Genomic DNA, 24,565 nt, shown 5'->3' on the forward strand with positions numbered 1-24,565 from the left:
CACTTCTCTACTTAGGGAAAAAGCAGCTGATTCCTTCTTTTTCGAAGGATTCAACTGCTTTTCAATACTTTAAATACCGTCTGCCATTTCTTCTTTGAAGCCGAACCAGTACGTGAACAGGAAGCCTGCGACGTATGAGATGACGAGACCACCGATATACGTCAAGTACATCCCGTTATCGATCAACGGTGTTAACGATAAACCGGATACGCCGACACCAAGTGCTGTCGTCTTCATCGTCGCTTGGAAGGCACCACCGACCGCTGCCCCGAGACATGCCGTTACGAACGGTCGACCAAGTGGCAATGTGACCCCGTATAATAACGGTTCACCGATTCCAAGGAAACCAACTGGAATCGCACCCTTGATGATGTTACGCAAACGCGGGTTACGCGTTTTGACGAAGATTGCCATCGCTGCCCCGACTTGACCTGCTCCTGCCATCGCAAGAATCGGTAAGAGTGGCGTGTTGCCGATCGTATTCAAGAATTCAAGGTGGATCGGCGTTAGTCCGTGATGGAGACCGACCATGACGAGTGGTAGGAAGAAACCGGCAAGTACTGCCCCAGCAAGTGGTCCACCGACCTCAAGTACGGCATTGATTGCTTTCATGATGCCGTCTGACAACAGTCCAGCCACCGGCATGATCGCATACAGCGAGGCGAATCCGACGATCAACACTGTCAATAGTGGCGTAAAGATGATGTCGATCGATGCGAACATGAAACGACGAATATGTTTCTCAAGATACGTCATCAACCAAGCGGCGAAGATGACACCAAACAAGCCACCCCTGCCCGGAACAAGCGGTTCCCCGTAAATCGTGATGTCCGCAAGTACCGGATTGAATAGAATCCCACCGGCAATCGCCCCGAGCACCGGTGTTCCGCCGAACTCCTTCGCCGTATTCCAACCGACAAGGATGGCGAGATATGCAAAGACCGTCCCACCGATCAATAATAATATTTGCATCCAGGTCTGTGTTGCATCGACACCCGCGTTCTTCGCGAAGTTGGCTCCCCCGTTGATGATACCGGAAGCGACAAGCCCCGGAATGAGCGGGATGAAGATATTCCCGATCCGGCGTAAGAAGCGCTTGAACGGTGACTGTTGTTTCGCTTTCACTTTTTGCCGCTCGACCGCTGCTCGTTCTTCTGGTGTCAAATTCGGATCCACGGACTCTTCCCCAATCGCGAGTCCCGTCTCGCGACTTAAGTGATCTGCCACCCGATTGACCGTTCCCGGTCCGACGACGATTTGTAACGTTTCGTCATCGATGACCCCCATGACCCCATCAATCTGTTTTAGAGCATCGATATTTGCTTGCGTCGGGTCCTTTAACGATAAGCGAACTCGCGTCATGCAGTGCGCAAGCTGCCGGAGATTGTCTTTTCCACCAACGTGCTCGAGGATAGCTTGTGCCAGCACTTCTTCCTTCTTCATCGTGTTTCCCCCTTAGAGTGCGTCTCGGACGAATCCGTTTGCTTGTTGTAATCGTTCGACGGCTTCCGTGTACGGTATGTTTGCGAGAATCATGACAATCGCCGTCTTGACGTGTCCGTGCGCTTCATGGAAGATCCGTTCCGCCGTTACGGCATCGACTCCTGTCGCCTCACTGATCATCCGTTTCGCCCGAATCTCGAGTTTTTCGTTCGTTGACTGGACGTCGACCATCAGGTTTTGATAGACCTTGCCGACACCGATCATCGCCGCCGTCGAAATCATGTTCAAGACGAGCTTTTGCGCCGTTCCAGCCTTTAATCGTGTTGATCCCGTCAAGACTTCCGGACCTGTTTCGACTTCGATCGCATAACGCGCGTGCCGACTGATAACCGCATTCGTGTTACAAGAGATCGCTGCCGTCACCGCTCCGACTTCCCTCGCGTAATCAAGCCCACCGATGACATACGGCGTCCGTCCGCTTGCTGCGATCCCGATGACTGTATCACGTGCTTCTAACTGGAGCGCTTTCAAATCATCGACGGCAAGCGTCCGACTATCCTCAGCTCCCTCAACGGCTTTAATCAACGCGCGTTCGCCACCAGCGATCAAACCGACGACCATATCTGGTGAGACCCCGAACGTCGGTACACATTCTGCTGCATCAAGAATCCCGAGCCGCCCGCTCGTACCAGCACCGATGTAAATCAAGCGTCCTCCGGCATTAAATGACGTAATGACGTGTTTGACAACTTCAGCAATGACTGGTATCTGCGTTTGAATGACCGTTGCGACCGTCTGATCCTCGGTATTCATCACGCGCAACACATCTTCGACCGACATATCGTCGAGATGCATCGTGCGCTCATTTCGACGTTCCGTTGCTAACTGATCTAACATCTGCTTCACCCTTTCTGTTATCCCTCCCTTTATTATACAATTAAGAAATTTTAATTCAATATTTTTTATTTAATTTTGAAATTAAATTTCTATATACAATAATAAAGTTCTTTTCTTCTTTTTCAGGATGGATCAGCAGATTTCCTGCGGGCTTCGCTGACCATCTCTTTTGAAAAATCGAGTAAGGAACAGACTTGGTCGCGACCGATCGTTTCAAGGAGCAATGGGATTCGTGGACCTAGGGTTGATCAATCGTCAGTTGATAGAGCAGCGTCGCATAGTATCATTAATAAACAAAAAGCTGATTTTCACCCGTTAGTTGCCTAAAGGACAAAAATCAGCTTCCCATGAAACCACTTTTTACATCTCATGTTACTAGTAGCATCATTCGTACCGGAACCTGTATGAGGCTCTAAGATATTTTTAAAAGAAGTCGTTCACCAGAGCGTAAATCATTTTAATTTCTCTTCCATATCCTCTACTGAACTAGAACTGTCGCTATTCTTTTCTTTCTCCTCAACGAGATATTCGATATCATATGTACCCGGCTCGATCGTACCGCCTTGTACCGTTTGTTTAAGAACGACGGTTTCTGATGCATTGACACGTTTCTTTTTTTGGCTTGTTTTACTCTTCTGTTTTCTTGAATCAAAAACGACAGTCCTCGACTTGCTCTCACGAACGACGACATTCAACAAATGTCCAGAACGCGCAACGACATCAAATGCATGGTCTCCAGTGTTCGTCAATTTGTATTCAAAGACGAGTCCCTCTTTCGTAGTCCCTTTAAAGGACGTCTCATTCGTCTCACTTCCACTTTGCGGTTGGATCATACAACCGGTCAAACAAAGAATCATAGGGATTAACAACCATTTTTTCATCTATAAAACTCCATTCTGTATAAAGAAATTGCTGAGTTACTCCCATCCTGGAAGTGGGCGTGGTAGCTCCTCGACGAAGGTACGGTACCCGTCGAAGCGCATTCCTTGCCGTTGTGGATTGTGGTTACGAATCAAAGGATCACCCGTCTCGTCATCGTTCTGCCAAAATCGGTGTTCCGTTTGAAAGACCTTGATCGACGAATACTGGAATCGCTCTGCCATTAAATATTCTCGAACCGATTGCATCACTTTTTCAAAGCGCGCATCCGAGTCGTAGCTAGCGCCGAGACTTTCTTTATCTTGTTTCCCTTCGAAAATCTTAACCGAGAAATAAGCATTCTTCTTCGCAATCGGGTACTCGATTTCAACGCGAACCGAGTCGACGAAGCGAATCGGTCGTGGTTTGCTCATTTCCTCTACGGAATTATGGTCCTCTACATAATAATCATCCGTCGCAATCGAGAACTCCTTGAACTCCCAGAACATATCCCCTTGCGCAATGATCGCATATTCGAGGAATGTGCCGAAGTTCTGTCCGATCGGGTCAGTCTCCTCTGTCGACAACTCATGAAACATCCAGTGCATATACGGCGTCTCCTCCGTCTTCGCATCTTCCGTATGGATCAAGACGTATCCTTCGTTCATTTCGCCAATCATCAAGAAATGATCGTAGTCTTCATGGATCAGGTCGTCCTCTTTAGCCTGGATCGTCATTTCAATGACTTTTTCAAGTGGATAGAGTTCGATACCAAGACCTTGGATCATGAACAACTCCGCTCCGTCATGTAAACGAAGGAATGTCTTATATTCACTTGGTAACGTTAGTTTGAACTGTTTTTCAAATGACTGAATCGCCTGTTCCGTCACCGGATCATTCAAATTGAATTGAGCGACTCCTGTATCGTATCGTCGCTGAATGAAGGTCGACCCGTGATTGATTTTTTGTGATAAGACGTCAAGTACCGCTTCGATTTGGTTCATTTCTTTCATGGGTCCCATCCTTTTCATTTTCGTATTCGTGAATGATACGACTTCACCCTATACACCATACCATTTTTTCAATTATTTGGTGTATTCCATCCTACGCGTTCTGTGGTATTCTCGTTCTAATATCATTTTAAAAAATTGCATTCGAAGAGGTGACCCATGTCTAAATCATCATCGATGTTGCTCATATTACTCGCTGCGATCTTTTGGGGCACGACGGGAACCTCACAAGCCTTTGCGCCAGAAGATGCACACCCGATTGCAATTGGTGCCGTTCGTCTGGCTGTCGGTGGACTGTTCTTACTCTGTCTCGTTCTCTTCAAAGGAACGCTGACGTTACGCGACTGGCCGGTGCGGACGATTTTACTCGCTGCCGTCAGCATGGCGGCTTACCAACCGCTGTTCTTCTCCGCTGTATTGATGACCGGTGTCGCCGTCGGTACCGTCGTCGCAATCGGTAGCGCACCAATCTTTTCCGGGTGTATCGAGTGGCTGTTCCTAAAGAAACGTCCAGCGCTGCTGTGGTGGGCATCGACCGGTCTATCGATCACCGGCTGTCTGTTGCTATTGAACAATCAAGGAACGGTCGCGATTGATCCAATCGGAATCGTCCTTGCACTCGGTGCCGGACTATCCTTTGCCGGGTATACGTTCGTCAGTCGAAACCTCGTCAAGACACACGCGCCGCTGTCAGTCGTTGCCGTCATTTTCACGACGAGCGCTTTACTGTTGTCACCTCTGCTCTTCTTATTCGATCTCTCCTGGTTGTTCACGTCACGTGGTGCCGGAATCAGCCTCCATCTCGGTGTCGTTGCGACCGGGCTTGCTTACTGGTTATTCGCAAAAGGACTATCGAACGTACCGTCGTCGACTGCCGTCACTCTCTCGCTCGGTGAACCATTGACGGCCGCCTTGCTTGGTGTGTTAGTCCTCGGTGAAGAATTAAGTGGTACGGCTTGGTTCGGAATCTCGTTATTGTTACTCGGAATCGCCTTATTGATCAGTTCGTCTCGCCTAGCAACGCGCCAAACCGTTTTGATAGAAGAACGACAAACTCGGACAGGAGGCTAAAGCATGCAAGAAATCACGCTTGAAAAACTGCAGTTTCGCGAGGATTACAACATCGGACTCGATCAGTTCTTGATGGATGTTACAAATGGTAACAGATTGATATTTCATTTCCGTGGGCATACGGAGGAGACAATGGTCATCGTTGGTGACTACAGTTGCAATTACTTTCGATTGACCTTCGAGGCGGATGCGATTCTGCTCCGTTCACCGGACCTCTATGAATTAAAAGAAGACGTCGAAATCAATCCGATTCCACTTCTGACGCTGACCGACTCTAAACTACTGACGTTTGCGCGTGAACTGATGGGACTCGATCCTGCGAAAGACTGGGTCCATTACTGGCTCCGTGCGTTCGAACAGGATTTTCATATCTTGTCTCCCCGTCCACCAGTTCTGACGGACCTCGGACATAAACGAAGTGATGCAATTGTCACGTATTCATTTGATTCGTTCAACGCTGAATGACATAAAAAAGCCCTACCTCGCCAAAGGTAGGGTATTTCTTCGTCCCGCTGCAACGACTCGCGCTAAACGGTTCCCTTTATTATACATAAACAGGCAGCGTCTTTTCAATCGACTGGACAGAGTCGATTGGACTGAAGCGCTTGACGACCTGTCCCTTCCGGTCGACGAGGAACTTCGTGTAGTTCCATTTGATTTTCGACGACAGCAAGCCGGACTGTTCTTTCTTCAAGAACGTATAAAGCGGATGCTCGTCCGGTCCATTGACGTCGATCTTCTGAAACATCGGAAACGTCACGCCATAGTTCAGCTGACAGAACTGCATCGTCTCTTCCTGACTCCCGAACTCCTGCTGATTGAATTGATCACACGGAAATCCGAGCACTGTGACTCCTTGTTTCTCATATTTATCATAAAGCGCCTGTAGTTCGCCAAGTTGTTTGACGAGCCCACACTTACTTGCTGTGTTGACGATCACGAGGACTCGTCCAGCATAATCACTTAGCGAAACAGTTTCTCCTGCTGCATTTTGTACGATTGCATCATATACGGTTTGCATGTTTCCCAGCTCCTTTGCCCCGAGTATAAGACAAAACACACACCCTGTCGTTTTCAGGCATGCGCGTAATGCTTTACCAGATCGCCTCTTCTTTGTCGCTCAGTTTGATGACGAACGGTAGGATCAAGACGAACAAGAGACTGACGTATCCGAGCGATAAGTAATGTTGCGAGTCTTTTGAAATGTATTGCTTCACGCCGCAGTTCGGACATGCTTTCCCGTGTTTCGCAAATCCGACAGCAAGCACTTCTTTCGTTTTGAACTTATACTGGCAATTCGTACAACGTACCATTTGATCATCTCCTTCTTCCTTATCTACTGGTGGATTCAGGGAAAAGTTTCATGGAATTGAAGGTAACCGACATCTTATCTCATCGATTCTTCCTGGTCGCTCAACCGAATCAGAAACGGCAAGAACAGGACGAACAAGAGACTGATATTCCCGAGTGAAAGATAAAATTGCGACTTTCGAGACATGTATTGTTTCACGCCACAGTTCGGACACGTCTTGCCTTTCCCATGTATTGCAACACTGACAGCGAGTAGTTCTTTTGTGTTGAACTTATACTGACAATTCGTACAGCGTGCCATGACATCATCTCCTTTTCATTTATCTACTTATAGATTTTGGAAAAGGTTCCGTCGAGTGGACGGGTTGCAAACGCATCTTCAAAAATTCATAGCTTCCACCGTTCGTCGCCTGTTGGAATCGTTCAACTGGAAGGAAGCCACTTTTCGTATACAAGCGAATCGCCCGTTCGTTGAATGTCGCGACAGCTAATTCAATTTGTTTAGGTGCAAACCGGTCCATGATGAACGCAAGACCGGCCTCTAAAAATACCACTCCATTTCCTCGTCCTATCAAATCTGGTCGCATGCCAAGACCGACGTCAACGACGTCTGCGTTCGGTTCGAATACATAATAACCAATCAATTCTTCCCCATCCAACACAGCAAAATAATGTTCCGTCCGCTTTGCTGGATCGAGAAATTCTGCTAAATCTTCTTCGTCGTTCGGCATATCATAAAATGCAAACGCCCCGTCATATTGCCACTCGTATGCGACCTGTTCCGCCTGTCGTTGCGTCAGCGGTGAAAATGTATAGCTCATCAAGATTCAGCTCCTCTTCGGTTCGTCAACGCGATCGATTCTTTCGATAGTCTAACAGTAGCGGCAATACGTTTAATCCGATTGAGATGAACGTCAACACCCACAGTGCCCGCTCCATGCCCGGTACGACGTCTTGTAACGCTGCCCAATCTTCTCGAGCCACGAATTCCGCGACGAGTCGGTATTCCGCGCACAGCGTCAGTGCCGTAAAACTCAGTCCAAGCACCATCAGGAAACGATAATCCTTACCAATCAAATAAAAGATGATATTCAGTGCAGTAAATCCAATTGCCATTAATCCAAGAATGATCCACATCTTTCATTTCTTCCAAAGATCTACACATTTAACTCGTTGTCTAATACCGTTCGTTTTAAACGCTTTTCAAGATTATGTATGCCTCATGCTACTTCACTCATACATTTTTGATATCATTCATTTACTTTAATAAGACGCGTGTATTCAAGTGCGTGGTGAGCGGTATTTATAAATACTCCAGATGCTGAAAACACTTAAAATCGTTCCAATGAACGAAAATAATGTTGTTGTCATCCCATTTGGAATCATGAAGCCAATTGGCATCAATCCGATAAATGTTAGAACAATAAAGGATTGATAGATCACATTGATGATATTGATTAGTGGACGGTTAAAGAACGATAAAATGAGCGGTGGTAAGAACAATATTATGGTCATGATTACCGAAATACTAAAGGCTACCGGCTCCTCTAACGAAATGACGTGATCTCCTAATGCATTTTTTGATGCGATGAATAATAATGCCACTGCGGAGCACATTGTTAAAAACACGAGCAATACTTTTCTAAGCATAATTTGACCTCCTTTTTTCCATCATATCATTCTATCTAAATAAAATGTTTATATTATACTTTAAATAACATCATTTAACAATTATTAAAAATTTTATATTTTTATTTTTTATCTTTTTACAAACTAAACAGCATTACTCTCTATACCTTACTCACAAAAAATCCCTTCTTAGACTAAAGTCCATGTAAGAAGGGATTTGATATGCAAAACGATATATTTCTCTTTTTTTAGAGTGTTATGGATTCAACTGATCCACAAGAGTATAGTTACCTGCTTCGACATAAGTCGTAAAACGATCCAGAATACTTTGCCATGAAGCACGTTGTGCATCCGGATCATTCACTTGATCGTCTTCAAAAATTTCAATCACTTTCGTTCGATGGCGCAACGGAATGAACATGACTTCGACAAGTCGTCCATCTTCTAATTGATAGCGCAAATGCTCTAAGGGCGAGACCTCCTGATACGTACCCAAATATTCGACACATGTCGGACTTCCTTCGCGTTGCATTCGGCTTTTAAAATGTCCTTGTTCCGTTAATTCGTTTTCGACATGTGTCGTGTACCAGCCATTCGACGATCGATACCATTGCATCATGTGCTGAGGTTCTGTCCACAAACGCCATACAGTCTCGATTGGAGCTGAGATCGTTGACGATATCATTAAAAAATTATCCAACATATTCCCTCCACTTTAAAGTCTTTTTTAAAGAATTAAATCTCATTAGATTTTTTCTAAAGATAACTTTCGATAGACTAGTCTAATATCCCTATTTGTTTATCGAAATAGTTTTAAAGAACTAATTAGGGAGGTCATATAAATTGTTTTTTCGGGAACTTTATACCTTATTCACAGTAAAACTAGTAATCAAAAAACGTTCATTAAGCGGTTTTTCTACTAATCATATTTCGAATCCATTTTGCAATGAAAGCGTAATGGAAATTTGTCAGATGTCGAGAATGGATTACTTACTGTTACGGTCTTCTTTCGACGGAGACATTAATACTGATAAAATGGAATTAACACAATAAAACTATTACGTTTCTTCTTACCTTTGGTAGATATCGTTCGAAACCAATGATCAGACTTTGTTGAATAATATTTACTATATCCCATAAAATGGCGTCATATCGGAAACCACTTTAGTATAGAATAATTATTAGCACTTATAACATTTATGGAATTTATCGGAATTTAAAAATGAATAAAGGAGGATATTTTATGGACGAAGAGTATTCGCGCGAGGAACGACAAGAACGTAAACGCAAAGAGCGCGCGCGGTTGAATCAGCGACGCATGAACGGTATTTTGCTCGCGGTTGTTTTCATTATCTTCGGTATTGCCATTTTTAATATGGATGATAATCAGACCGTGGAAGATCCGAAGAGTAATAAAGAAGTGTCAGCAGAAGATAAGAAAGAGAAGAAGAAACCGGAAGTCACAATAGACCTCAAATATGCCACGCCGAAGACGATTGGTGGCGAACTAAAAAAATATAGTAAAGATATTACTGGTGCGAAAGTGAAAGAAAAGACGTTGATCGTCCAGTATAAAGACTCTGCATTTTGGAGCGAAAACACGATGATCGAAAGTTATGCCCTCGACTCAACCCGCTTGTTAGAAGACCTTTACAAAAATAAGAACTTCGATTTGTTTGCTTTCGAACGGTCTACGGTCATGACAGATGATAATGGAAACGAAAAACTTGAACCTGTGTTGAAATCCTATTATACCCGTCAAACACTTGATCAGATGAATCTTAAGAATTTTTCAGACATGGTTTTAGTCGATCGCGAACGTTTCTTCCAGAAGGCGGATGGTTATTGGATTCACCTTGGCGTTTTCCAAGGTCTCAAAAAAAGCTTGAGTGACAAAATCAATTCACCAATTAACTTTAAAAACATGGACGATTCCCGATATGATATGCACCCAGGCGCTACGAATGACGTCGTTAAGAAATCTGAATCCGTAGAGGAGGAAGAACCGATTATCGCGGAACCCGTGACGGAAGAAGGAAATGCTGACGCACAGATAGAAGTTGTCTATGATACAGATACGATTTTACCTAGTATATACAACGTTTCGCAAATGTATGATCAACTCGCTTTCAAGATTGATGAGTTGAATAAAATGGTCGGAACAAGCGGTGATAAGGTGACAGCCCCTATCTCTTCGCAACTGTTCTCGCTCAAAGAAATGATTGATCCGATCAACGGAGAACTCACGACGCTCCAGAATGCGAACGCACCTGGCGACGTGGCAGCTACGACACAGCAACTGGCTGCGAATCAAGATGAGATTAATCGAATCTATGAACGCTTGCAGATCCAGTTCCAAAGCATAGACCAGCAAGATTATTTAGATGCTGCTCAACTCTCGCGAGAGATCAAACAGAATTTCAATGCAATGAAACGTCTCACTCAAACAGATATCTCCGCCTACACTACATTTATAATGAAGTATGCGGATGAAGAAGCATCATGAACGTAGTACATTGAAGGCACTCAGGTGCCTTTTCTTATAGACATGATTAGAACATATGTACGTAAGAGGAGGAAACAACATGGCAACAATCAAGAAAAATGAAAAGACAGGACTCTGGTGGATTCGTCCCTCAATCGAAACGGACGAACATGGGAAACGGATTCAAGCCTATTTTTCTAGCAAGCGAAAACAAGAGGTCGAGTTCTGGATCACGGAGAAAATGACCGCTCGACGAGACGGGACAATCGGGAAAGTCATACAGGTACGGACGATGGCGCAACTGTTCAAGGTACGGCTTGAAGACCATGTCCCGTCTGACGAAAGCCAAGACGACGTATCATTCGTATCAATCGATCGTCAAACAGATTCCGGAATGGTTCACGAAGTTGAAGGTTGATCGCGTCGAAGCGATTCAAGCCCAGCGCCTTCTTGCTGATTGGAGCCGGACGTCGTTGAAGGCTTCGACGATTAATTCTCGTCCCGCCATTCTGATCGTCATGTTCAGTTGAGCAATCCGTATGAAAAACTACAAAGGATCGAACCCCTTCTCTGCCGTCTCGAAGCTGAAACGAGGGATTGAAGGAGATGCAGACCTATTCGGCTGAACAACTCGCCACGTATCTACGGACTGCTCGTGACGTGATGACGACCGGGAACTACGCTACCATGATGTTGATCAGCTACACCGGTCTTCGAACTCGGGAAGCGACAGCGTTCCGATGGTCGGATATCGATTTCGAACGGATGGTCATCATGGTAAAACGGACAGCGATTGAGGTCAAAGGGTGGGCACTCCTTCTCGAATACGAAAGGAAAGAAAGTACGTGTCGTCACGATCCCCCGCACGTCGCGGAAGAGCTGCGCCGCATCCGGACGGAGCAACGCTACAATAGTTTGCGGATGGGATGGCGGAACGAAGAGGACTTGATCTGTCTCGGTGTCAATGGCGCTTACCTCTGGCACTCCGGACTTCGCCGACGTCATATCGAGACCGTCAAAGCGGCAGCTCTCCCGAACATCACATTACACGGTCTGCGGCATACCCATGCGTCTTTGTTGATGGAGATGGGCGTCCACGCGAAAGTCATCCAGGAACGTCTCGGTCATGCCGATGCCACCTTGACGATGGATACCTATGCGCATGTATTGCACACTTTGCAGTCGGATACGGCAAGTCAGTTCGAACATTTACTGGAAAGAAAAAGAACCGCTCAACCGAGCGGCTCCTAATAAAAAACGTATTTTTTAGACCAACTGTGCAATGAATGTGCAATGGCGGTCTGGTGGAAGTCGGAAATGGCTTACTGTTGCGGTCTTTTCCGACGCAAACCATAATATTGATAGAACTGAACTTCAATATTTCCGTTATACAGTTTCCGGCGTTTCGTCGCTGGGCGACCATACGCTTTTTCGAACTCAACATACGACGTGATCATATAGACGCTGTAGTATGGGAATTCTTTATACGCCGTACCAATCTTGCGGTACAACTGATGGACTTCACGTGCGTCCTCGAGACGCTCCCCGTACGGTGGGTTTCCGATGATGACACCGAAGTCTTCCTTCGGTTTGAAGTCTGCCGCGTCACGTTGCATGACGTTGATCGCATCGCGGACGTCTGCGAGTTCTGCGTTCGTTTTCGCAAGCTTGACCATCTCTGGATCGACATCGCTTGCGTAAATCTTCAGTGGTTTGTCCCACTCCGCTTTTTCGTTCGCTTCGTTGATCGCATCGAACCACGCTTTCTTCGGAATGCATTTCCACTCTTGTGAGACGAACTCACGGTTGATGCCTGGTGCGATATTACGCCCGATCATCGCTGCTTCGATTGCCAGGGTGCCTGAACCGGTGAAAACGTCGTAAAGCGGCATATCCGGCTTCCAGTTCGTCAGCATCAGCATCGCTGCTGCCATCGTCTCTTTCAGTGGAGCTGCTGAGTGGAACTCACGGTATCCACGTTTGTGTAATGCGTCGCCTGACGTATCGATCGTTAATGTTGCGATATCCTTTAACAAGGCGACTTCGATCGGATAGCTTGCGCCTGTCTTCGGCAACCATTCCGTTCCTTTGTTGTACGCTTCTTGCATGTGCGAGACGATCGCTTTCTCGGTGATCTTCTGACAGTCACGGATCGAGAACAGCTTCGATTTGACCGAACGACCGTTGACGATGAAATTCGCATCCCACGGCATCAATTCGTGCCATGGCAGTGTCTTGACTTGATCGAACAATTTTTCGAATGTCGTCGCGCGGAACTCGGCAACGACGAGTTTGATCCGGTCCGCTGTCCGGAGCCACATGTTCAAACGAGGAATGTCCTCCATCTCACAATCGATGTAGACCTTTCCGTCCTCGACCGTACATTCGTACCCTAACGCACGGACTTCTTTTGCGACGAGCGCTTCGATTCCCATCGCCGCTGTCGCGATGACTAAGCGTTTTGCCATATCGCGTTCACTCCTTTATCGTTTCTTCCACTGGATCGTTTCATTGCAATAAAAAAAGAGCCCAGGGTGGACCTGGACTCTCGTTCAACTTAAAAATAACAGCCTATGTGGTCCTGTAAGCCATGTTCTGTTCCTTAGTGTTCCAAACGGTTTGACCCTCACACGCAGGCGACAATCATCTATCTCCGTATTTGCATACGCTCTCCATTGCGTTCAATTCCGCTCCGGAAATTCCCCTACCAAATTTGGGTTTCTCGCTCGTGGGGTTTACCTCGTTCCACCTTCATGGTTTCCCATGAAGCTCCGTCACTGTGGCACCTTCAAGAAGTTTCGGCCATATCCGAAGACTTAGGCGTTCCTTCTGCCGTCAGCTTGACGCTGCCTACACTTATCTTTTAGTGTAGCACGATCACTACAGCCATCGCAGGCTGTGCGAGCATGGACTTTCCTCAAAGCATCGAAATGCCCCGCGATTGTCCGAACCAACATAGTCACTGCTTATGAGTGTAGCGTAGATGCCGCTTTCCTGCAAGAGGTAATTCTCGTTTTACAAACGAAAAAGTTGCGTCCCTGCCTCATTTCACGGTATAGTACAAGAGTTCAGAAGGAGGCATGCAGCATGAAAAAACGACGCTCTGGTACGAACCGGCGAACGGTTCGCAAGTTGACATTCCTGATCGAGATCGACGAGATCAAGGCACTTCATCTGCGAAACGGCATCTTCGCCTTCTATCGTCAAGGAGAGCTCATCCACGCGTTCGAGCCGTTCAACGTCAAGGCGCCCGATGCACTCTCAAAACGTAGCTATCATTTCGATCAACACGATATCTTGCTTATGAACGAACGGTTCCCTGAGCAAATCCCGTTGTATGATGAAGCGATGACGTTACGCTCTTGGGCCGACCAGGTCGCTTATGGTTTATATCAATTGATCGATTCCAGTCGCCTGTCGTTCGTCCATGAGGATGACACAGGATACAAGATGGAAGCGATGATCACATGGACTGGAGAGGCATTGACGCCTCCGACGCCCGTCTATAAAAAAGGAAAAGACCCGAAGTAACCTTCAGGTCTCGTACGGCGCTTCCCACTCAGTGGGAGGCGCTTTTTTATTTGACTGTCAGTAAGCGTTCGACGGTCCGCGTATGCCGTCCACCTGTCGTTGTAAAGACAAGCTTATATGACCCCTTGTCTTTCAACTTATACGTAAACTTATGCGTACCGTTCGTTAAGTTCGATTGCGTGAATGTCTTAACGACCTTCCCGTCCTTATAGAGACGTGTCGTCGTCTTCGCACTCGCATACTCATCAAAATAGAATGTAAACGCCTGATTCGGCTTAACCGTTGCCGGTAATGAGATCTTCGAGATCGGTGCCGGCAGTGTCGCTAAGATTCCGGCATTCAAGCGACCTGCTCCGTAATGCAACTTCGTATCACCTGATTTTTTCGTCGCTGCAGCATATAACTTACTGCGCATCGTCGTGTTCGAGACGAATGGGTTCTTCGATTTCGCGAGCGCCAACACACCACTGACGACCGGTGTCGCCATCGATGTTCCGTCCAAGTAGCCGTACTTGTTGCCGACGATTGTCGAGTAGATCCCTTCCCCCGGTGCCATGATGTTGACTCCTTTACCGTAGTTCGAGAACGTCGAGGCACGCCCCAGCGTTCCGACGGACCCGACACCGACGACTTGACTCATCGATCCTGGGAAGAGTACTTTATTGCGCCCGTCGTTTCCGGCTGCTCCGACGACGAGTATGTTCTTCGCTTCCGCCTTTTTGACCGCTGCTTCCATGTACGGATCAAACTCATATTGTCCGAGTGAGAGATTGATGACATCTGCTCCCTGCTCGATTGCATACAAAATACCGTCGCCGATGTCGATCGATGCGGCAAAGTCTCCATCGAAGACATCGGCCCCGATCAGTTTGACACCAGAAGCGACACCGACGATTCCTTGACCGTCTTCACGCGCCGCGACGATGCCGGCGACGTGTGTCCCGTGATCGTCAGGTTTCCGGATTCCAGAAATCGTCGTCGTCTTATAGATGACGTCCTTGAACTCGCGGTGTTTCGTATCGATTGCATCATCGATGATTGCAACTCGGATGTCCGATTTTCCACGGCTGTACTTCCAGTAAGCCGGAATGCGTGACTGATCAAGATACGTTTGTTGAAATTGAGCGGAATCCGTTGCTCTCTTGACGTCCGTGATTGGAATCAAATCGGCATCGATATCCTTTTCTTCGAGATGCGCAAGCGGCTCGACGAGCGAGAATCCTTTTTGTTTCAAGGCACGAATCTCGGTCAGCCCCTGATTCGCCAACCACTCTTGTTTTTGTTGTTCTGTAAACGTCGGATCATATTGTACGTATTGAGACTGCGCGAAAGCAGACGTTGGCATGGCGACGATTGTCGCTAGCGTGAGTAGTGCAAGTTGCTTTTTCATGGGAACCCTGCCCTTCTCTGATTACGCACCGACCGAAGAATCGTCTGGACTAAAGCGGAACCGTGCCGTCCGGTTCTTCGCTGACTTCAAAGGGAATGATCTTTCCGATCGTCACGTAAGCATAATAGCGTGCAAGGACCGCACGCCAACGCGTTGCATCGATTCCCGTCAGATCTTCACCTAACGGGGAACCGTCGAATGTCTCGAACTGTTGGCAAAAGAAGGCTTCTTCCTCCTCGTGCCACGTCACTTCTTCGCCGATGAACCCGGTCGAAAAGCGGACAAAATCCGCAATCGAGGGTCCAATTACTTCTGCCGGCAAGCGTTCGCTCATCCGTCCGACCAGTTCATACCGGTCGCGTTGTGCTTGTTCCGCTTCTTCAATCGAATGACACAGCAGCACTTCACGATTTATTTCTACTAACACGACATAGTCACCACTCGGTAAATTGACGTGAATCATCCCTACACCCCTCGGACTGAATTCGTGCGGCTTCTAGGTGTCATTTTTTCTTCGATAATTTATAATGTCCATTTTCGATCAAATGTTAATTCAATCGGCTCGTTATCTTTCGACTTTAACATAACGACCCGCGTCGTTTCAATTTGATCGATGAGATCCGCTTGACGAAGAGACTGAATTTCCTTTGAAGAACCAGCTTCAATCCGGTCTCTGTAAGGGGCAAGCAACTCTTGTTGATTGCTTGCGAGTGCATACCAGGCAAGACGGGCGAACGGTTCGTCCTTCGCTGTTTCAAGCGCGTAACTCTCGAAGATATCTGGAAGATAACTGCTAAATTGATCAAGCGCGTCGATTCGTTCAGCGACATCTAAAATCGTCAACCAGCTCGGGAGTGAAAGCAACGATTCGCTCGACCACCAGTCGAGTAAATCGACATGCTCTTTAAGTAATTGATGAGCTTCCGGCCGGTCAATCATATGTTGTAGCGTCTGGATGAGTTCGTTCCAGGCAAGTGACCAGTACTCCTCTGATGGATTAGCTGAAAGGAAAAATTGACGATAGACCGTCAACAATTCCGAAACGTCCGTTAATGGTTCGACTTCTAACCGTTGATTGAATCGGCTAACTGCTTTTGTAAAATAATTTGGTTCAAGCGTCAGTGCCATATAGAGTAATTTTGGTGCATTTTTAATTTCGCCTTGATCGACCGTCTCAAATAATTCTTGAATCCATTCTGGTTGTGGTTGTGTCATAATCTTTTTCCTCCGTCTAGTAAATTTATTTACTATACCCGAAAAAAGATTGGTTAAATCCTTTCTTCTCTAAATCGCTCCGATTCGTTGGGCGGTTTCCTCCGAACACAAGACGATCAACGTCCCGTTTTTCGGAATCGCTTCATCGAGTCGACGGTTCAAATCGAGTCGTTTTCCATCAGATAAGATCGTGACGCCTTCTTCTAGCAAGGCATGATAGGCGTCACGGTACGTCCCCCACTCCGGTCTACTCGGAATCGAGAACATGCCCTCACCGTCCTTCGTCAACAAATCCGTCACGACCTTCGTCACACCAGGATGATGGGACGCGAGGATCGCCATCCGGGCAATCGTCTCATCACCAAGTAACACCTCATCAACCTTAACCTGTTCGAAGCTGTCGAGGTGTTCTTCAAGCATCATTTCGACGATTGTATAAATGTTCGGATTCGCCCGTTCGATGCTTGAAGCAATCAACAATGTCCGTCCGTCAGCATGGACCGGTGGAATCGAATGATCGGCGAGGACGATCGCGCGAACTGCCTTTTCGATGTGTGCCCGTTCGAGCGTCGATGTCAGTGCCGGATCACCACAGACGTAATGAAATCGTGGGTGACTGAATGGCTCGCGCTCTAAATCATCGACGAGGACGACATCCGTATGTTCGAGTAATGAATCGATGACGTGCTTCGAACGCCGACTGTAACCGAAAACGACGGTATGCCCTGTTTCTTTCACTTGTAATAACCCTCTTTCCTTTTGATTGCGAATCAACTGGACACCGTCGACCAGTTTTGAGATTAGTCCCCCGACGATCCCGATTCCAAAGATGAAGACGAAAATCGTCAGAATCCGACCGGTATCAGAATTCGGGAAGAAGTCGCCGTACCCGACCGTGACGACGGTCGTCATCGTCCAGTAGACGGCCCGGAAGTAGGATCCGAACGTTTCTGGCTCAAGAGCATACATGATGCCCGCGACACCAAAGACGAAGATCAAGGACGCATATCCGAGCGTCCGCATGCGTAAAAACGATACTTTTCGTAAAAAACGTAACCAGACCATCTTTTTTTCATTCCTTTCGAACAATCCGGTCTCTTCCCCTGTCAATAAGGGCGAAGGAGGTGATACACATGACACAAGCAGAAGAAATCAAGACGAGTCTCGTCATTGTCTTCGAGCGGAAGGACAAGGTGACAGCAAACGGTGATGCCGTCGTTGCTCGGCGCCGCTATAACGGCTTACGTTCGAATCTTCCAGCAGACGTCGTCGCTTCGATCGGTCAAGCGGTCGGCAGCTTACTCGACGGACGCTACGCGCTGACGGAAATCAGCCGTGACTACGCTCTACTCAAGACATAACTCGTCCCTACATTTCATGAAAGGAGTGACCATTGATGGAACATACGATCGTCCTGACATTTGATACGGTGACAAAAAAACCGTATCGCTTGCGGATCGCTGGTGCGAAGGAAAATGCGACCGTGGCTGAGATCAAAGCAATCGGTGACTTGTTCGTCGCCCATGACCCGTTCATGAACGGTGTCACACGTCTCGCGTCCGCTGAATTGCAAAATAGTTCGGAATCGCCATTCGTGTTGTAAGCTTTTTCAGTCCATCGTCACGGGATTACGTGACGATGGCTTTTTTTTGGTATACTAGAAACATCAACCAGCTGAAAGGAAGTCAATTTATGGCCAAACGCCCACTCACTCCTCGCGAATGCGAACTCGTCGTCTGTAGTCTCTACGTAATGGAACTCATCCCGTTCGAAGGCATCATGGAACGTCTCGAATCCATTACGCTCCGAGACATCATCGGCCCCGTCGCACGTGGTGAATCGACGCGGGAGCAAGCTGCTGACGCGCTTGACCAGTACATCAAGGTCCGACGTCGCCGGTTCCGCAACGTCCCACCGGAACATCTGTGGTCGCTTGACGACCGGATTGAACAAGAAGCATTGCGGATGATCCGCAAGCGTTCGCCGCTCTCGGCAGGAGAAAAGCTCCAGCCGAAAGCCATTCCTCATGAAATGGGTGATACGGTCGAGTTGAAAGTGACCGAAATTCAGGATCGCAACAACAAAGTGACCTTGATCGGGAAAGTCGGAAACGTCACGGCGAAGCTCCCGGTCGCGAACCGTCAAGCCTATAAAGGCAATAAGACGATCTCTGCCTGGATCACGGGTGTCGAGAAAAAACCTGCCTTACTTCATCTGTCGACATCCGACTACGGTAAGCATCAGCCGTCAGACGATGTCAAAGCAGCGTACGCAACTGCCGTTGCCGCGTTACGTCGTTATTTCGAGACGAACGAACTCCCGACGACCGAAGAAGTCGAGCTCGCGAAATCACTGTTCCAACGGATGATCCGTCGCGATCAGAATGATTGGTTCACAGTGTACGTCGCGATGGGTCGTCCGCAACTTGATCACGTCCGGCGCTGGGTCAAGGTCATTCAGATGCTCGCCCGCTCACTGCGCGGAGACGAGGAAGCGACACAACAACTCGCTTCGCAGGAAGATCGTTTCTTCAAGGACGCCTTATTGCGTGCCTGTAAAGCAGCAGAGAAAAACTTCACGTCTTGATGCTTTCGCCCTAGAACGTATCGATTCCTAGTCAAAACGAAAAAAACGCTTCGTCCCGGATAAGTTTTTCCGGGACGAAGCGTTTTTTCGTGGATCATTGAACCGCAAAATCATAGATACGCGTTCCTTTTTTACGATTCGCATCTTTGATTTCTCCTTGATACATCAGTTGCTCATTCTTCAGATCGATCACGGACACTTGGAATCCATCGTTTGTCTCGGAAGAGAGATAAAGCTGCATCTCGTCCTTCGAATCCAACCAATCAATCTTTTTCAAAACGAGCGGACTGCTTACGCTATGCTCGGATAATCGTTTCGTTTCCAAGTCGAACATCGACCATTCGATTCGTTTCGTCTCCCCTTCCGGCAGGCGGAAGCCAATGAGATAACGACCGTTCGCATAGGGCGTATAACCGATTTGCTGCTGATTCAACTCCTTGATGGAACGAACGCTCTTCCCGTCATCAAGGAAATAAGATAGTTTAGTGTTCTCCTCATCGCTGTCAGACGGTTGTTCCGTGTAGACGACCTCATTTTGATGAATCGCTAAAAATTGACGAGCGTGTTTAGGCGCTACTGGCTTTTGAAGAACGATCTCTTCAACCCGGTCGCTTGTTAAATCGAGCACAAGCAGTTTCGTTTCCCTTGGCTGATCGACTCGATCGAGTTGAATGTAGACCTTCATCGCCTGTTTATCGACGACACTGGCTTGTATGTCCATCCCCGTCTCAAGTTTTGTATCATACTGAAATGTTTTCTCGAACATCTCCTCCGTCTTAAACGTAAACATCTTAAATTGCAGTTTATTGTGTTTGATCTGAATCGCATACTCTGATTGTCCATCTCCACTTACATTCGTTTCCATATGTGTCGTGAATTCGTAATATTTATCTGGCAAATCCGTCATGCTATCTTCACGGAATAGTTGTCCGACGTAAGAATTTGACTGTTTTTCGATGTCTCCCTTAGCGTTGACATCATAAATCGTCGAACGCATGCCTTTCGTCTGAAGACGTAAATTAAAATTTTCGATTTGCGAAGGTTTTCCACTGACGGTCTCGAGCGAAAAGTCTGCTCCTTTGATCGACAGCGTGTAGCCGATGTAGCTTCCGATTGTTATGAGAATGATCACTCCATAGATCAGAAGTTGACGATATCGTTTCATGAGATTTCTCCTTTAGACGGATAGACGCGTCTGGACTAACCGCAGATTTTTGTACGACACATATAACGTTAAGAGCACGATGTACCCGAGATAAAATTGCATGTGCAGTTGACTCAAATCGTTCGAAATAGCTGACAATGCTACACCTAAAATGATATAACCGCCAATCAACGCAATCCCATGTAATCCGACGAGCAAGAACGCTTTTCCCTTTTGGAACGATCGTTCAAGTAATACTGTCATGAAGACGAACGAGATGACGATGAATGTCATCAGTAAGATGAATAAAATATCACTCGGATACATCGTATAGAACAACTTCATGTAGAAGGAGTATTCATTGATGCTGGCTGTGACCTGTTGAGCATCTGGTAACAACCATAAGTAGAGATTACGACTAAGCAACAACAGCCCCCACTGAATTCCGATCAAACTAGTCACGACAAGTAAGAGTGCCGTCATTTTCGACCCAAAAATCGCCCGGCGTGATCCCGGTAACAATAGCAATCTGTAGATGTACTTCGTCTCACCTATCCAGTCGCGGTACCAAATCCAGAACGCAAACAGGATGATCATCCCCATTGCTAATACAATGATTGAATCGTAAAAATCCGTTGCCTGTGCGAATGTCAACGCACTACCTGCTCGCGCAATTGCGTCCATTTCTGATATCTGTTCAATCCGCATCGTTTTCTCGATCGTGCTTTGATAATCGTAAATTTGATAGAGCAGAGACGCGATTTCCGCGACGATCAAGCCTGAAATCAACAACACCAATACTTTCGTACTTCGTTTCAGTTCTTCATTCGTTAATAACAACCAGCGTTTCATCCTTGATATACCTCCCGCATCCGGTCTTGGACCGATTGATGATGATGACCTCGCAGTTCATCCGTCTCTTTGACTTCGACGATCTGACCGTCTCGTAAGAACAACACTCGGTCGATCACTTGCTCGACTTCAGCGATTTCGTGAGTCGTCATCAGGATACTCCGTCCTTCCATGAACTCACTTGAGAAAATCCAGGCAATCTGTTCCTTCATGAACAAATCGATTCCCGCGAGCGGTTCGTCGAGTAATATGTATGGACGATCGAGGGCGAATCCTAAGACGAGATTGAACTTCGCTTTGTTCCCTTTTGATAAGTTCGCCATTTTATCCGTCGTAAACAGCTGGAACGTCTGCAGTAACCGTTCCGCTGTCTCTTGATTCCAGTCCGGATAATGATCTGCCATATATGCGAGCGCTTGTCCGATCGTCATGTAGCTCGGCATCGTCTGAAGATCAGGCACGAACGCAATTTTGTCGCGCGATGTTTTACCGTCGACCGTCACCGTACCGGCATCCACCGGAATCAGACCGAGAATTGCTTTTAGGATCGTCGACTTCCCTTCCCCGTTCAAGCCGATCAAACATGTCACTTCGTTTAGACCGACGGAGAACGTCACGTCACGTAAGACCTGTTTTTTTCGTCCATATCGCTTCTGTAACCCTTTTACCTCAAGCATCGGATTCACCCTCCTTGATTATCACCATTGTATTAAGACAATAGTACATCTGTTAACTGTATGGTACATGCCATACAGTCTAGCGTCAACTTGTTTTTTTCCTGCTATCATCCAGAAAATGAAAAAGAGCCGGACAATCCTGTCCGACTCCGCGAGTATTCGACTTCGTTTTTGCTTTTTAATTTATGAAAGAAGAGAGACGTGAGACGTTTGGTTCACTCGAAATCGCTTCCTAAGGAAAAACAAGCAGGAGCGACCCTGCAACGAAGTGAAGCGGCGCGATGCTTGTCCCAGGAAAACGATTCGAGATGAACAAAAAAGTGCACGCTGTTTTCACGACGTCGAATTTTCTCGATTCGTTGATTAAAAAAAGAGAGGACATCCTAACGGACGCCCCCTCTGAACACGTGACTGGTGCTTCAATAAATATCAATCGTTGACTCCAGTGCCCGGCATGTCCGACGCACGGTCGGTAAGAAGTCGGTCCGTTTTGCGACACCGCCTTCAATCTGGACATGCTGAATGCCTTTCGTCCGCTGCATCGCTGTTAAGACGGTGACCAGCTCGATGAACCAATTCGAGATCAGTTCGACGACCTGTTCGTCAAAAGCGGCAGCGCCATACACATCATACCCGTTCTCGCAGAGATGGTTCGGGAAGCGGGCTTTGAACCGATGAATCAAAGTGTCCGTCGTCGGAATCAAAAATTCGTTATAGACGACACGTTGTTCGGCATCAAGCGTTTGTTCTGTCACACCATCCATCATCAAATGTGGCTGATTGCCGATATTCAATGTCCAACTCGTCTTTTTTCGCTCGCCAGTGGAAGTGATCGTTCGCATGGTTTCATCCATCTCCTTTTGATGTGTAAGCGTTTACCTTCTCATTTTACCTGTCATTTGACCTGTTCTGCAACCGTCAACTTGACCATTTTAAACGATGACTTCGCTTGACATTCAGTCTACCAAATTCAACGCTTTTTGACGATGTCAGGAATTAACATCGTCCTTGTAAATGTAGACAGCAACGAGATCGATCAAGACATGGATGATGATCAGCGGCCAGAGCGTCTCAAGTGCTAGATACAAGTAACCGAATCCCGCCCCGATCAGTCCTGTCACGAGGATTGCGAACCACCCTTGATAACGATGCGCGACACCAAACAAGATTGCCCCGATCCAGACGAAACTGACGTTAGAAAACGGTAAAAATAATCCGAGAGCATGAAAGAGAAATCCGCGATAAATCAACTCTTCCGTCACTCCTGCCATCAGCGCGACCATCTGAAACCCGGTCCGTTCCTCTTTCGTTCGTGGCAGAATCAGTCGCTCCGCCTCACTTTGATAAAGCGGCAACAAACGTTTGCGAAACGCCGGAACGGTCGCTGTCAAAAGCAAGACGATACAGAGAATGACGATCAGTCCGATTGTCGCGTACCAGACCGGACCACTTGGGACAACAAACGTCACGCCGATTTCCGGCAACTGTGTGCCGCTGATCAGTGTTCCACCGACGAGCAACAAACATAAGATCCCGCTTGACTGGACCATCGAGGGGTAGAATTCCTTGCGAGGAACGATCGTCAAATCGACCGGACGGACCGCTGCGATGATCGAAAGGACGACGAGTAATCCGAGTAAAAACCCATTTACGAAGAGATACATGACTTCGACTCCTTTTTTGATTCCACACTCCCGTCACAGAAAGTGCTATTAGACCCTATTAAAATATGATACCATTCAGTGGAATCCTAAACAGAGGAGAGAACAATATGCGAAAAGTTTTTCGAATCAGCATCTTGTTCGTACTGTTCGCCCTCATCGTCAGTAGCTTCATCTACTGGCAAAATCGGGAACGTGTTCAAAATGAAATGTATCGTACGTATTATGGACAGCATGGCGTACCTGCCGAGAACATCGACATCTACGAACAAGCCGCGGCACGTTACGGCATCGACTGGAAGCTACTCGCCTCCATTCATCGCGTCGAGACGATCTTCTCGAACTCGTCAGCGATGCAATCGTCCGTTGGCGCCATCGGCCCGTTCCAATTCATGCCGAAAACATGGGTCGGTTGGGGATACAAAGGTGGCACGTCGCTCGGTGACATCGAGCATGACGGCATCGACGTCACGGATCCGGAAGCCATCGAGAAATATGGTGGTCTCGGAGTGGACGCGGACGGCGACGGGAAAGCCGATCCGACAAGTCTCGTCGATAGCGCCCACACGGCAGCGAAATACCTGAAGCAACACGATGTCACACAGACATCCGACCGAGACACGCTCGCGACAGCACTGTTTGAATACAATCGCAGTGAACAATATGTCTCTGACGTGCTCGCCCAATACGATCGTTACCAGCAACACGTCGAGGCGATCGATGCGAACGACCTCGACCTCAAGAAGAAGACACTCGCGTTCTTCCTTCGCATCAGCTCACGTTTGACCAATTAAAAGGAGGCACC

The 24,565-nt window shown here is 47.2% G+C and carries 32 protein-coding genes and 1 other RNA gene; 11 read left to right on the plus strand and 22 right to left on the minus strand.

What is annotated here, in order from left to right:
* Positions 1-69 precede the first annotated feature (69 nt).
* The 4 genes from B2U10_RS10310 to B2U10_RS10325 form a co-directional block, all read right to left on the minus strand.
* Positions 70-1,443, minus strand: coding sequence for a PTS transporter subunit EIIC (locus tag B2U10_RS10310; RefSeq protein ID WP_290787412.1), 1,374 nt, complete (start codon positions 1,441-1,443; stop codon positions 70-72).
* Between the two features lie 12 nt (positions 1,444-1,455).
* Positions 1,456-2,349: an N-acetylmuramic acid 6-phosphate etherase gene (gene murQ, locus B2U10_RS10315; RefSeq protein WP_290787415.1), complete on the minus strand. Its 894-nt coding sequence runs from the start codon at positions 2,347-2,349 to the stop codon at positions 1,456-1,458.
* Between the two features lie 443 nt (positions 2,350-2,792).
* Positions 2,793-3,221, minus strand: a complete 429-nt coding sequence (locus tag B2U10_RS10320; RefSeq protein ID WP_290787418.1) for a BsuPI-related putative proteinase inhibitor — start codon at positions 3,219-3,221, stop codon at positions 2,793-2,795.
* 36 nt (positions 3,222-3,257) lie between these two features.
* On the minus strand, positions 3,258-4,211 hold the full coding sequence (locus B2U10_RS10325) for an SMI1/KNR4 family protein (RefSeq protein ID WP_290787421.1): 954 nt from the start codon (positions 4,209-4,211) through the stop codon (positions 3,258-3,260).
* Between the two features lie 156 nt (positions 4,212-4,367).
* Between B2U10_RS10325 and B2U10_RS10330 the strand changes: the two genes are divergently transcribed.
* Positions 4,368-5,279 carry an EamA family transporter gene (locus tag B2U10_RS10330; RefSeq protein WP_290787424.1) on the plus strand — a complete coding sequence of 304 codons (912 nt, stop codon included), beginning with the start codon at positions 4,368-4,370 and terminating at the stop codon, positions 5,277-5,279.
* 3 nt (positions 5,280-5,282) lie between these two features.
* Positions 5,283-5,744, plus strand: a complete 462-nt coding sequence (locus tag B2U10_RS10335) for a hypothetical protein (protein ID WP_290787427.1) — start codon at positions 5,283-5,285, stop codon at positions 5,742-5,744.
* 79 nt (positions 5,745-5,823) lie between these two features.
* Here the strand turns inward: B2U10_RS10335 and B2U10_RS10340 are convergent, their stop codons facing one another.
* The 7 genes from B2U10_RS10340 to B2U10_RS10370 all read right to left on the minus strand — a co-directional run bounded on the left by B2U10_RS10340 (position 5,824) and on the right by B2U10_RS10370 (position 8,922).
* Positions 5,824-6,300, minus strand: coding sequence for a glutathione peroxidase (locus B2U10_RS10340; RefSeq protein WP_035408435.1), 477 nt, complete (start codon positions 6,298-6,300; stop codon positions 5,824-5,826).
* Positions 6,301-6,373: 73 nt separating this feature from the next.
* The gene (locus B2U10_RS10345; protein ID WP_290787430.1) at positions 6,374-6,592 is read right to left on the minus strand and encodes a hypothetical protein; all 219 of its coding nucleotides are present in this window, start codon (positions 6,590-6,592) and stop codon (positions 6,374-6,376) included.
* 74 nt (positions 6,593-6,666) lie between these two features.
* Entirely contained in the window at positions 6,667-6,891 is a 225-nt protein-coding gene (locus B2U10_RS10350; protein ID WP_290787433.1) for a hypothetical protein, read from the minus strand.
* Positions 6,892-6,910: 19 nt separating this feature from the next.
* The gene (locus B2U10_RS10355; RefSeq protein WP_290787436.1) at positions 6,911-7,411 is read right to left on the minus strand and encodes a GNAT family N-acetyltransferase; all 501 of its coding nucleotides are present in this window, start codon (positions 7,409-7,411) and stop codon (positions 6,911-6,913) included.
* 25 nt (positions 7,412-7,436) lie between these two features.
* Positions 7,437-7,727, minus strand: coding sequence for a hypothetical protein (locus B2U10_RS10360; RefSeq protein ID WP_058705325.1), 291 nt, complete (start codon positions 7,725-7,727; stop codon positions 7,437-7,439).
* A gap of 144 nt (positions 7,728-7,871) precedes the next feature.
* The gene (locus tag B2U10_RS10365; protein ID WP_290787440.1) at positions 7,872-8,240 is read right to left on the minus strand and encodes a hypothetical protein; all 369 of its coding nucleotides are present in this window, start codon (positions 8,238-8,240) and stop codon (positions 7,872-7,874) included.
* Positions 8,241-8,475: 235 nt separating this feature from the next.
* The gene (locus B2U10_RS10370; protein ID WP_349680032.1) at positions 8,476-8,922 is read right to left on the minus strand and encodes an SRPBCC domain-containing protein; all 447 of its coding nucleotides are present in this window, start codon (positions 8,920-8,922) and stop codon (positions 8,476-8,478) included.
* A gap of 540 nt (positions 8,923-9,462) precedes the next feature.
* Here B2U10_RS10370 and B2U10_RS10375 point away from each other — a divergent pair.
* The 4 genes from B2U10_RS10375 to B2U10_RS10390 all read left to right on the plus strand — a co-directional run bounded on the left by B2U10_RS10375 (position 9,463) and on the right by B2U10_RS10390 (position 11,955).
* On the plus strand, positions 9,463-10,725 hold the full coding sequence (locus tag B2U10_RS10375; RefSeq protein WP_290787443.1) for a hypothetical protein: 1,263 nt from the start codon (positions 9,463-9,465) through the stop codon (positions 10,723-10,725).
* Positions 10,726-10,804: 79 nt separating this feature from the next.
* Complete coding sequence (locus B2U10_RS10380) at positions 10,805-11,122, plus strand: hypothetical protein (protein ID WP_290787446.1); 318 nt, start codon at positions 10,805-10,807, stop codon at positions 11,120-11,122.
* Positions 11,112-11,234 (plus strand): hypothetical protein, encoded by a 123-nt coding sequence (locus B2U10_RS10385; RefSeq protein WP_290787449.1) that lies wholly within the window; start codon positions 11,112-11,114, stop codon positions 11,232-11,234. The genes B2U10_RS10380 and B2U10_RS10385 overlap by 11 nt, the downstream gene beginning before the upstream one ends.
* Positions 11,235-11,310: 76 nt before the next feature.
* The gene (locus tag B2U10_RS10390) at positions 11,311-11,955 is read left to right on the plus strand and encodes a site-specific integrase (protein ID WP_290787452.1); all 645 of its coding nucleotides are present in this window, start codon (positions 11,311-11,313) and stop codon (positions 11,953-11,955) included.
* Positions 11,956-12,026: 71 nt separating this feature from the next.
* Here B2U10_RS10390 and B2U10_RS10395 read toward each other — a convergent pair whose 3' ends face one another.
* Complete coding sequence (locus B2U10_RS10395; RefSeq protein ID WP_290787455.1) at positions 12,027-13,172, minus strand: THUMP domain-containing class I SAM-dependent RNA methyltransferase; 1,146 nt, start codon at positions 13,170-13,172, stop codon at positions 12,027-12,029.
* A 111-nt stretch (positions 13,173-13,283) separates the two neighbouring features.
* Positions 13,284-13,657, minus strand: an RNA gene (rnpB, locus tag B2U10_RS10400) — RNase P RNA component class B.
* A 134-nt stretch (positions 13,658-13,791) separates the two neighbouring features.
* Here rnpB and B2U10_RS10405 point away from each other — a divergent pair.
* A complete protein-coding gene (locus B2U10_RS10405) occupies positions 13,792-14,235 on the plus strand; it encodes a hypothetical protein (protein WP_029341396.1) in 444 nt (147 codons plus the stop codon).
* A gap of 46 nt (positions 14,236-14,281) precedes the next feature.
* Here B2U10_RS10405 and B2U10_RS10410 read toward each other — a convergent pair whose 3' ends face one another.
* From B2U10_RS10410 to B2U10_RS10425, 4 genes are all read right to left on the minus strand, one after another.
* Positions 14,282-15,625, minus strand: coding sequence for a S8 family peptidase (locus B2U10_RS10410; RefSeq protein WP_290749603.1), 1,344 nt, complete (start codon positions 15,623-15,625; stop codon positions 14,282-14,284).
* 49 nt (positions 15,626-15,674) lie between these two features.
* Entirely contained in the window at positions 15,675-16,088 is a 414-nt protein-coding gene (locus B2U10_RS10415; RefSeq protein ID WP_023467922.1) for a hypothetical protein, read from the minus strand.
* 59 nt (positions 16,089-16,147) lie between these two features.
* Complete coding sequence (locus tag B2U10_RS10420) at positions 16,148-16,840, minus strand: hypothetical protein (RefSeq protein ID WP_290787458.1); 693 nt, start codon at positions 16,838-16,840, stop codon at positions 16,148-16,150.
* A gap of 69 nt (positions 16,841-16,909) precedes the next feature.
* Positions 16,910-17,905 carry a potassium channel family protein gene (locus tag B2U10_RS10425; protein WP_231496867.1) on the minus strand — a complete coding sequence of 332 codons (996 nt, stop codon included), beginning with the start codon at positions 17,903-17,905 and terminating at the stop codon, positions 16,910-16,912.
* A 68-nt stretch (positions 17,906-17,973) separates the two neighbouring features.
* On the opposite strand from B2U10_RS10425, the gene B2U10_RS10430 reads away from it, so the two are divergent.
* The 3 genes from B2U10_RS10430 (at position 17,974) to B2U10_RS10440 (ending at position 19,426) form a co-directional block, all read left to right on the plus strand.
* A complete protein-coding gene (locus B2U10_RS10430; protein WP_290787461.1) occupies positions 17,974-18,201 on the plus strand; it encodes a DUF1659 domain-containing protein in 228 nt (75 codons plus the stop codon).
* A 35-nt stretch (positions 18,202-18,236) separates the two neighbouring features.
* Positions 18,237-18,443, plus strand: coding sequence for a DUF2922 family protein (locus tag B2U10_RS10435; protein WP_035408457.1), 207 nt, complete (start codon positions 18,237-18,239; stop codon positions 18,441-18,443).
* A gap of 89 nt (positions 18,444-18,532) precedes the next feature.
* Positions 18,533-19,426 (plus strand): hypothetical protein, encoded by an 894-nt coding sequence (locus tag B2U10_RS10440; RefSeq protein ID WP_290787464.1) that lies wholly within the window; start codon positions 18,533-18,535, stop codon positions 19,424-19,426.
* A 94-nt stretch (positions 19,427-19,520) separates the two neighbouring features.
* Here the strand turns inward: B2U10_RS10440 and B2U10_RS10445 are convergent, their stop codons facing one another.
* The 5 genes from B2U10_RS10445 to B2U10_RS10465 form a co-directional block, all read right to left on the minus strand.
* Positions 19,521-20,591, minus strand: a complete 1,071-nt coding sequence (locus tag B2U10_RS10445; protein WP_214855590.1) for a hypothetical protein — start codon at positions 20,589-20,591, stop codon at positions 19,521-19,523.
* Between the two features lie 12 nt (positions 20,592-20,603).
* Entirely contained in the window at positions 20,604-21,422 is an 819-nt protein-coding gene (locus tag B2U10_RS10450; RefSeq protein ID WP_290787468.1) for a hypothetical protein, read from the minus strand.
* Positions 21,419-22,099 (minus strand): ABC transporter ATP-binding protein, encoded by a 681-nt coding sequence (locus B2U10_RS10455; RefSeq protein WP_056060756.1) that lies wholly within the window; start codon positions 22,097-22,099, stop codon positions 21,419-21,421. The genes B2U10_RS10450 and B2U10_RS10455 overlap by 4 nt, the downstream gene beginning before the upstream one ends.
* A gap of 419 nt (positions 22,100-22,518) precedes the next feature.
* Positions 22,519-22,941: a hypothetical protein gene (locus tag B2U10_RS10460; protein ID WP_035408466.1), complete on the minus strand. Its 423-nt coding sequence runs from the start codon at positions 22,939-22,941 to the stop codon at positions 22,519-22,521.
* Between the two features lie 147 nt (positions 22,942-23,088).
* The gene (locus B2U10_RS10465; RefSeq protein WP_290749585.1) at positions 23,089-23,763 is read right to left on the minus strand and encodes a CPBP family intramembrane glutamic endopeptidase; all 675 of its coding nucleotides are present in this window, start codon (positions 23,761-23,763) and stop codon (positions 23,089-23,091) included.
* 107 nt (positions 23,764-23,870) lie between these two features.
* Here B2U10_RS10465 and B2U10_RS10470 point away from each other — a divergent pair, with 107 nt between their 5' ends.
* On the plus strand, positions 23,871-24,554 hold the full coding sequence (locus B2U10_RS10470; RefSeq protein WP_056060751.1) for a lytic transglycosylase domain-containing protein: 684 nt from the start codon (positions 23,871-23,873) through the stop codon (positions 24,552-24,554).
* Positions 24,555-24,565: the final 11 nt, after the last annotated feature.

Origin of the sequence: Exiguobacterium sp. UBA7533 (assembly GCF_002479335.1) — a bacterium.
In the GTDB taxonomy this organism is placed as follows: Bacteria; Bacillota; Bacilli; order Exiguobacteriales; family Exiguobacteriaceae; genus Exiguobacterium_A.

Coding starts and splice junctions, on each gene's coding strand:
- B2U10_RS10310 (WP_290787412.1), bottom strand. CDS start 1,443: ATGAAGAAGGAAGAAGTGCTGGCACAAGCTATCCTCGAGCACGTTGGT.
- B2U10_RS10320 (WP_290787418.1), bottom strand. CDS start 3,221: ATGAAAAAATGGTTGTTAATCCCTATGATTCTTTGTTTGACCGGTTGT.
- B2U10_RS10325 (WP_290787421.1), bottom strand. CDS start 4,211: ATGAAAGAAATGAACCAAATCGAAGCGGTACTTGACGTCTTATCACAA.
- B2U10_RS10330 (WP_290787424.1), top strand. CDS start 4,368: ATGTCTAAATCATCATCGATGTTGCTCATATTACTCGCTGCGATCTTT.
- B2U10_RS10335 (WP_290787427.1), top strand. CDS start 5,283: ATGCAAGAAATCACGCTTGAAAAACTGCAGTTTCGCGAGGATTACAAC.
- B2U10_RS10340 (WP_035408435.1), bottom strand. CDS start 6,300: ATGCAAACCGTATATGATGCAATCGTACAAAATGCAGCAGGAGAAACT.
- B2U10_RS10345 (WP_290787430.1), bottom strand. CDS start 6,592: ATGGTACGTTGTACGAATTGCCAGTATAAGTTCAAAACGAAAGAAGTG.
- B2U10_RS10350 (WP_290787433.1), bottom strand. CDS start 6,891: ATGGCACGCTGTACGAATTGTCAGTATAAGTTCAACACAAAAGAACTA.
- B2U10_RS10355 (WP_290787436.1), bottom strand. CDS start 7,411: ATGAGCTATACATTTTCACCGCTGACGCAACGACAGGCGGAACAGGTC.
- B2U10_RS10360 (WP_058705325.1), bottom strand. CDS start 7,727: ATGTGGATCATTCTTGGATTAATGGCAATTGGATTTACTGCACTGAAT.
- B2U10_RS10365 (WP_290787440.1), bottom strand. CDS start 8,240: ATGCTTAGAAAAGTATTGCTCGTGTTTTTAACAATGTGCTCCGCAGTG.
- B2U10_RS10370 (WP_349680032.1), bottom strand. CDS start 8,922: ATGTTGGATAATTTTTTAATGATATCGTCAACGATCTCAGCTCCAATC.
- B2U10_RS10375 (WP_290787443.1), top strand. CDS start 9,463: ATGGACGAAGAGTATTCGCGCGAGGAACGACAAGAACGTAAACGCAAA.
- B2U10_RS10380 (WP_290787446.1), top strand. CDS start 10,805: ATGGCAACAATCAAGAAAAATGAAAAGACAGGACTCTGGTGGATTCGT.
- B2U10_RS10390 (WP_290787452.1), top strand. CDS start 11,311: ATGCAGACCTATTCGGCTGAACAACTCGCCACGTATCTACGGACTGCT.
- B2U10_RS10395 (WP_290787455.1), bottom strand. CDS start 13,172: ATGGCAAAACGCTTAGTCATCGCGACAGCGGCGATGGGAATCGAAGCG.
- B2U10_RS10405 (WP_029341396.1), top strand. CDS start 13,792: ATGAAAAAACGACGCTCTGGTACGAACCGGCGAACGGTTCGCAAGTTG.
- B2U10_RS10410 (WP_290749603.1), bottom strand. CDS start 15,625: ATGAAAAAGCAACTTGCACTACTCACGCTAGCGACAATCGTCGCCATG.
- B2U10_RS10415 (WP_023467922.1), bottom strand. CDS start 16,088: ATGATTCACGTCAATTTACCGAGTGGTGACTATGTCGTGTTAGTAGAA.
- B2U10_RS10420 (WP_290787458.1), bottom strand. CDS start 16,840: ATGACACAACCACAACCAGAATGGATTCAAGAATTATTTGAGACGGTC.
- B2U10_RS10425 (WP_231496867.1), bottom strand. CDS start 17,905: ATGGTCTGGTTACGTTTTTTACGAAAAGTATCGTTTTTACGCATGCGG.
- B2U10_RS10430 (WP_290787461.1), top strand. CDS start 17,974: ATGACACAAGCAGAAGAAATCAAGACGAGTCTCGTCATTGTCTTCGAG.
- B2U10_RS10435 (WP_035408457.1), top strand. CDS start 18,237: ATGGAACATACGATCGTCCTGACATTTGATACGGTGACAAAAAAACCG.
- B2U10_RS10440 (WP_290787464.1), top strand. CDS start 18,533: ATGGCCAAACGCCCACTCACTCCTCGCGAATGCGAACTCGTCGTCTGT.
- B2U10_RS10445 (WP_214855590.1), bottom strand. CDS start 20,591: ATGAAACGATATCGTCAACTTCTGATCTATGGAGTGATCATTCTCATA.
- B2U10_RS10450 (WP_290787468.1), bottom strand. CDS start 21,422: ATGAAACGCTGGTTGTTATTAACGAATGAAGAACTGAAACGAAGTACG.
- B2U10_RS10455 (WP_056060756.1), bottom strand. CDS start 22,099: ATGCTTGAGGTAAAAGGGTTACAGAAGCGATATGGACGAAAAAAACAG.
- B2U10_RS10460 (WP_035408466.1), bottom strand. CDS start 22,941: ATGCGAACGATCACTTCCACTGGCGAGCGAAAAAAGACGAGTTGGACA.
- B2U10_RS10465 (WP_290749585.1), bottom strand. CDS start 23,763: ATGTATCTCTTCGTAAATGGGTTTTTACTCGGATTACTCGTCGTCCTT.
- B2U10_RS10470 (WP_056060751.1), top strand. CDS start 23,871: ATGCGAAAAGTTTTTCGAATCAGCATCTTGTTCGTACTGTTCGCCCTC.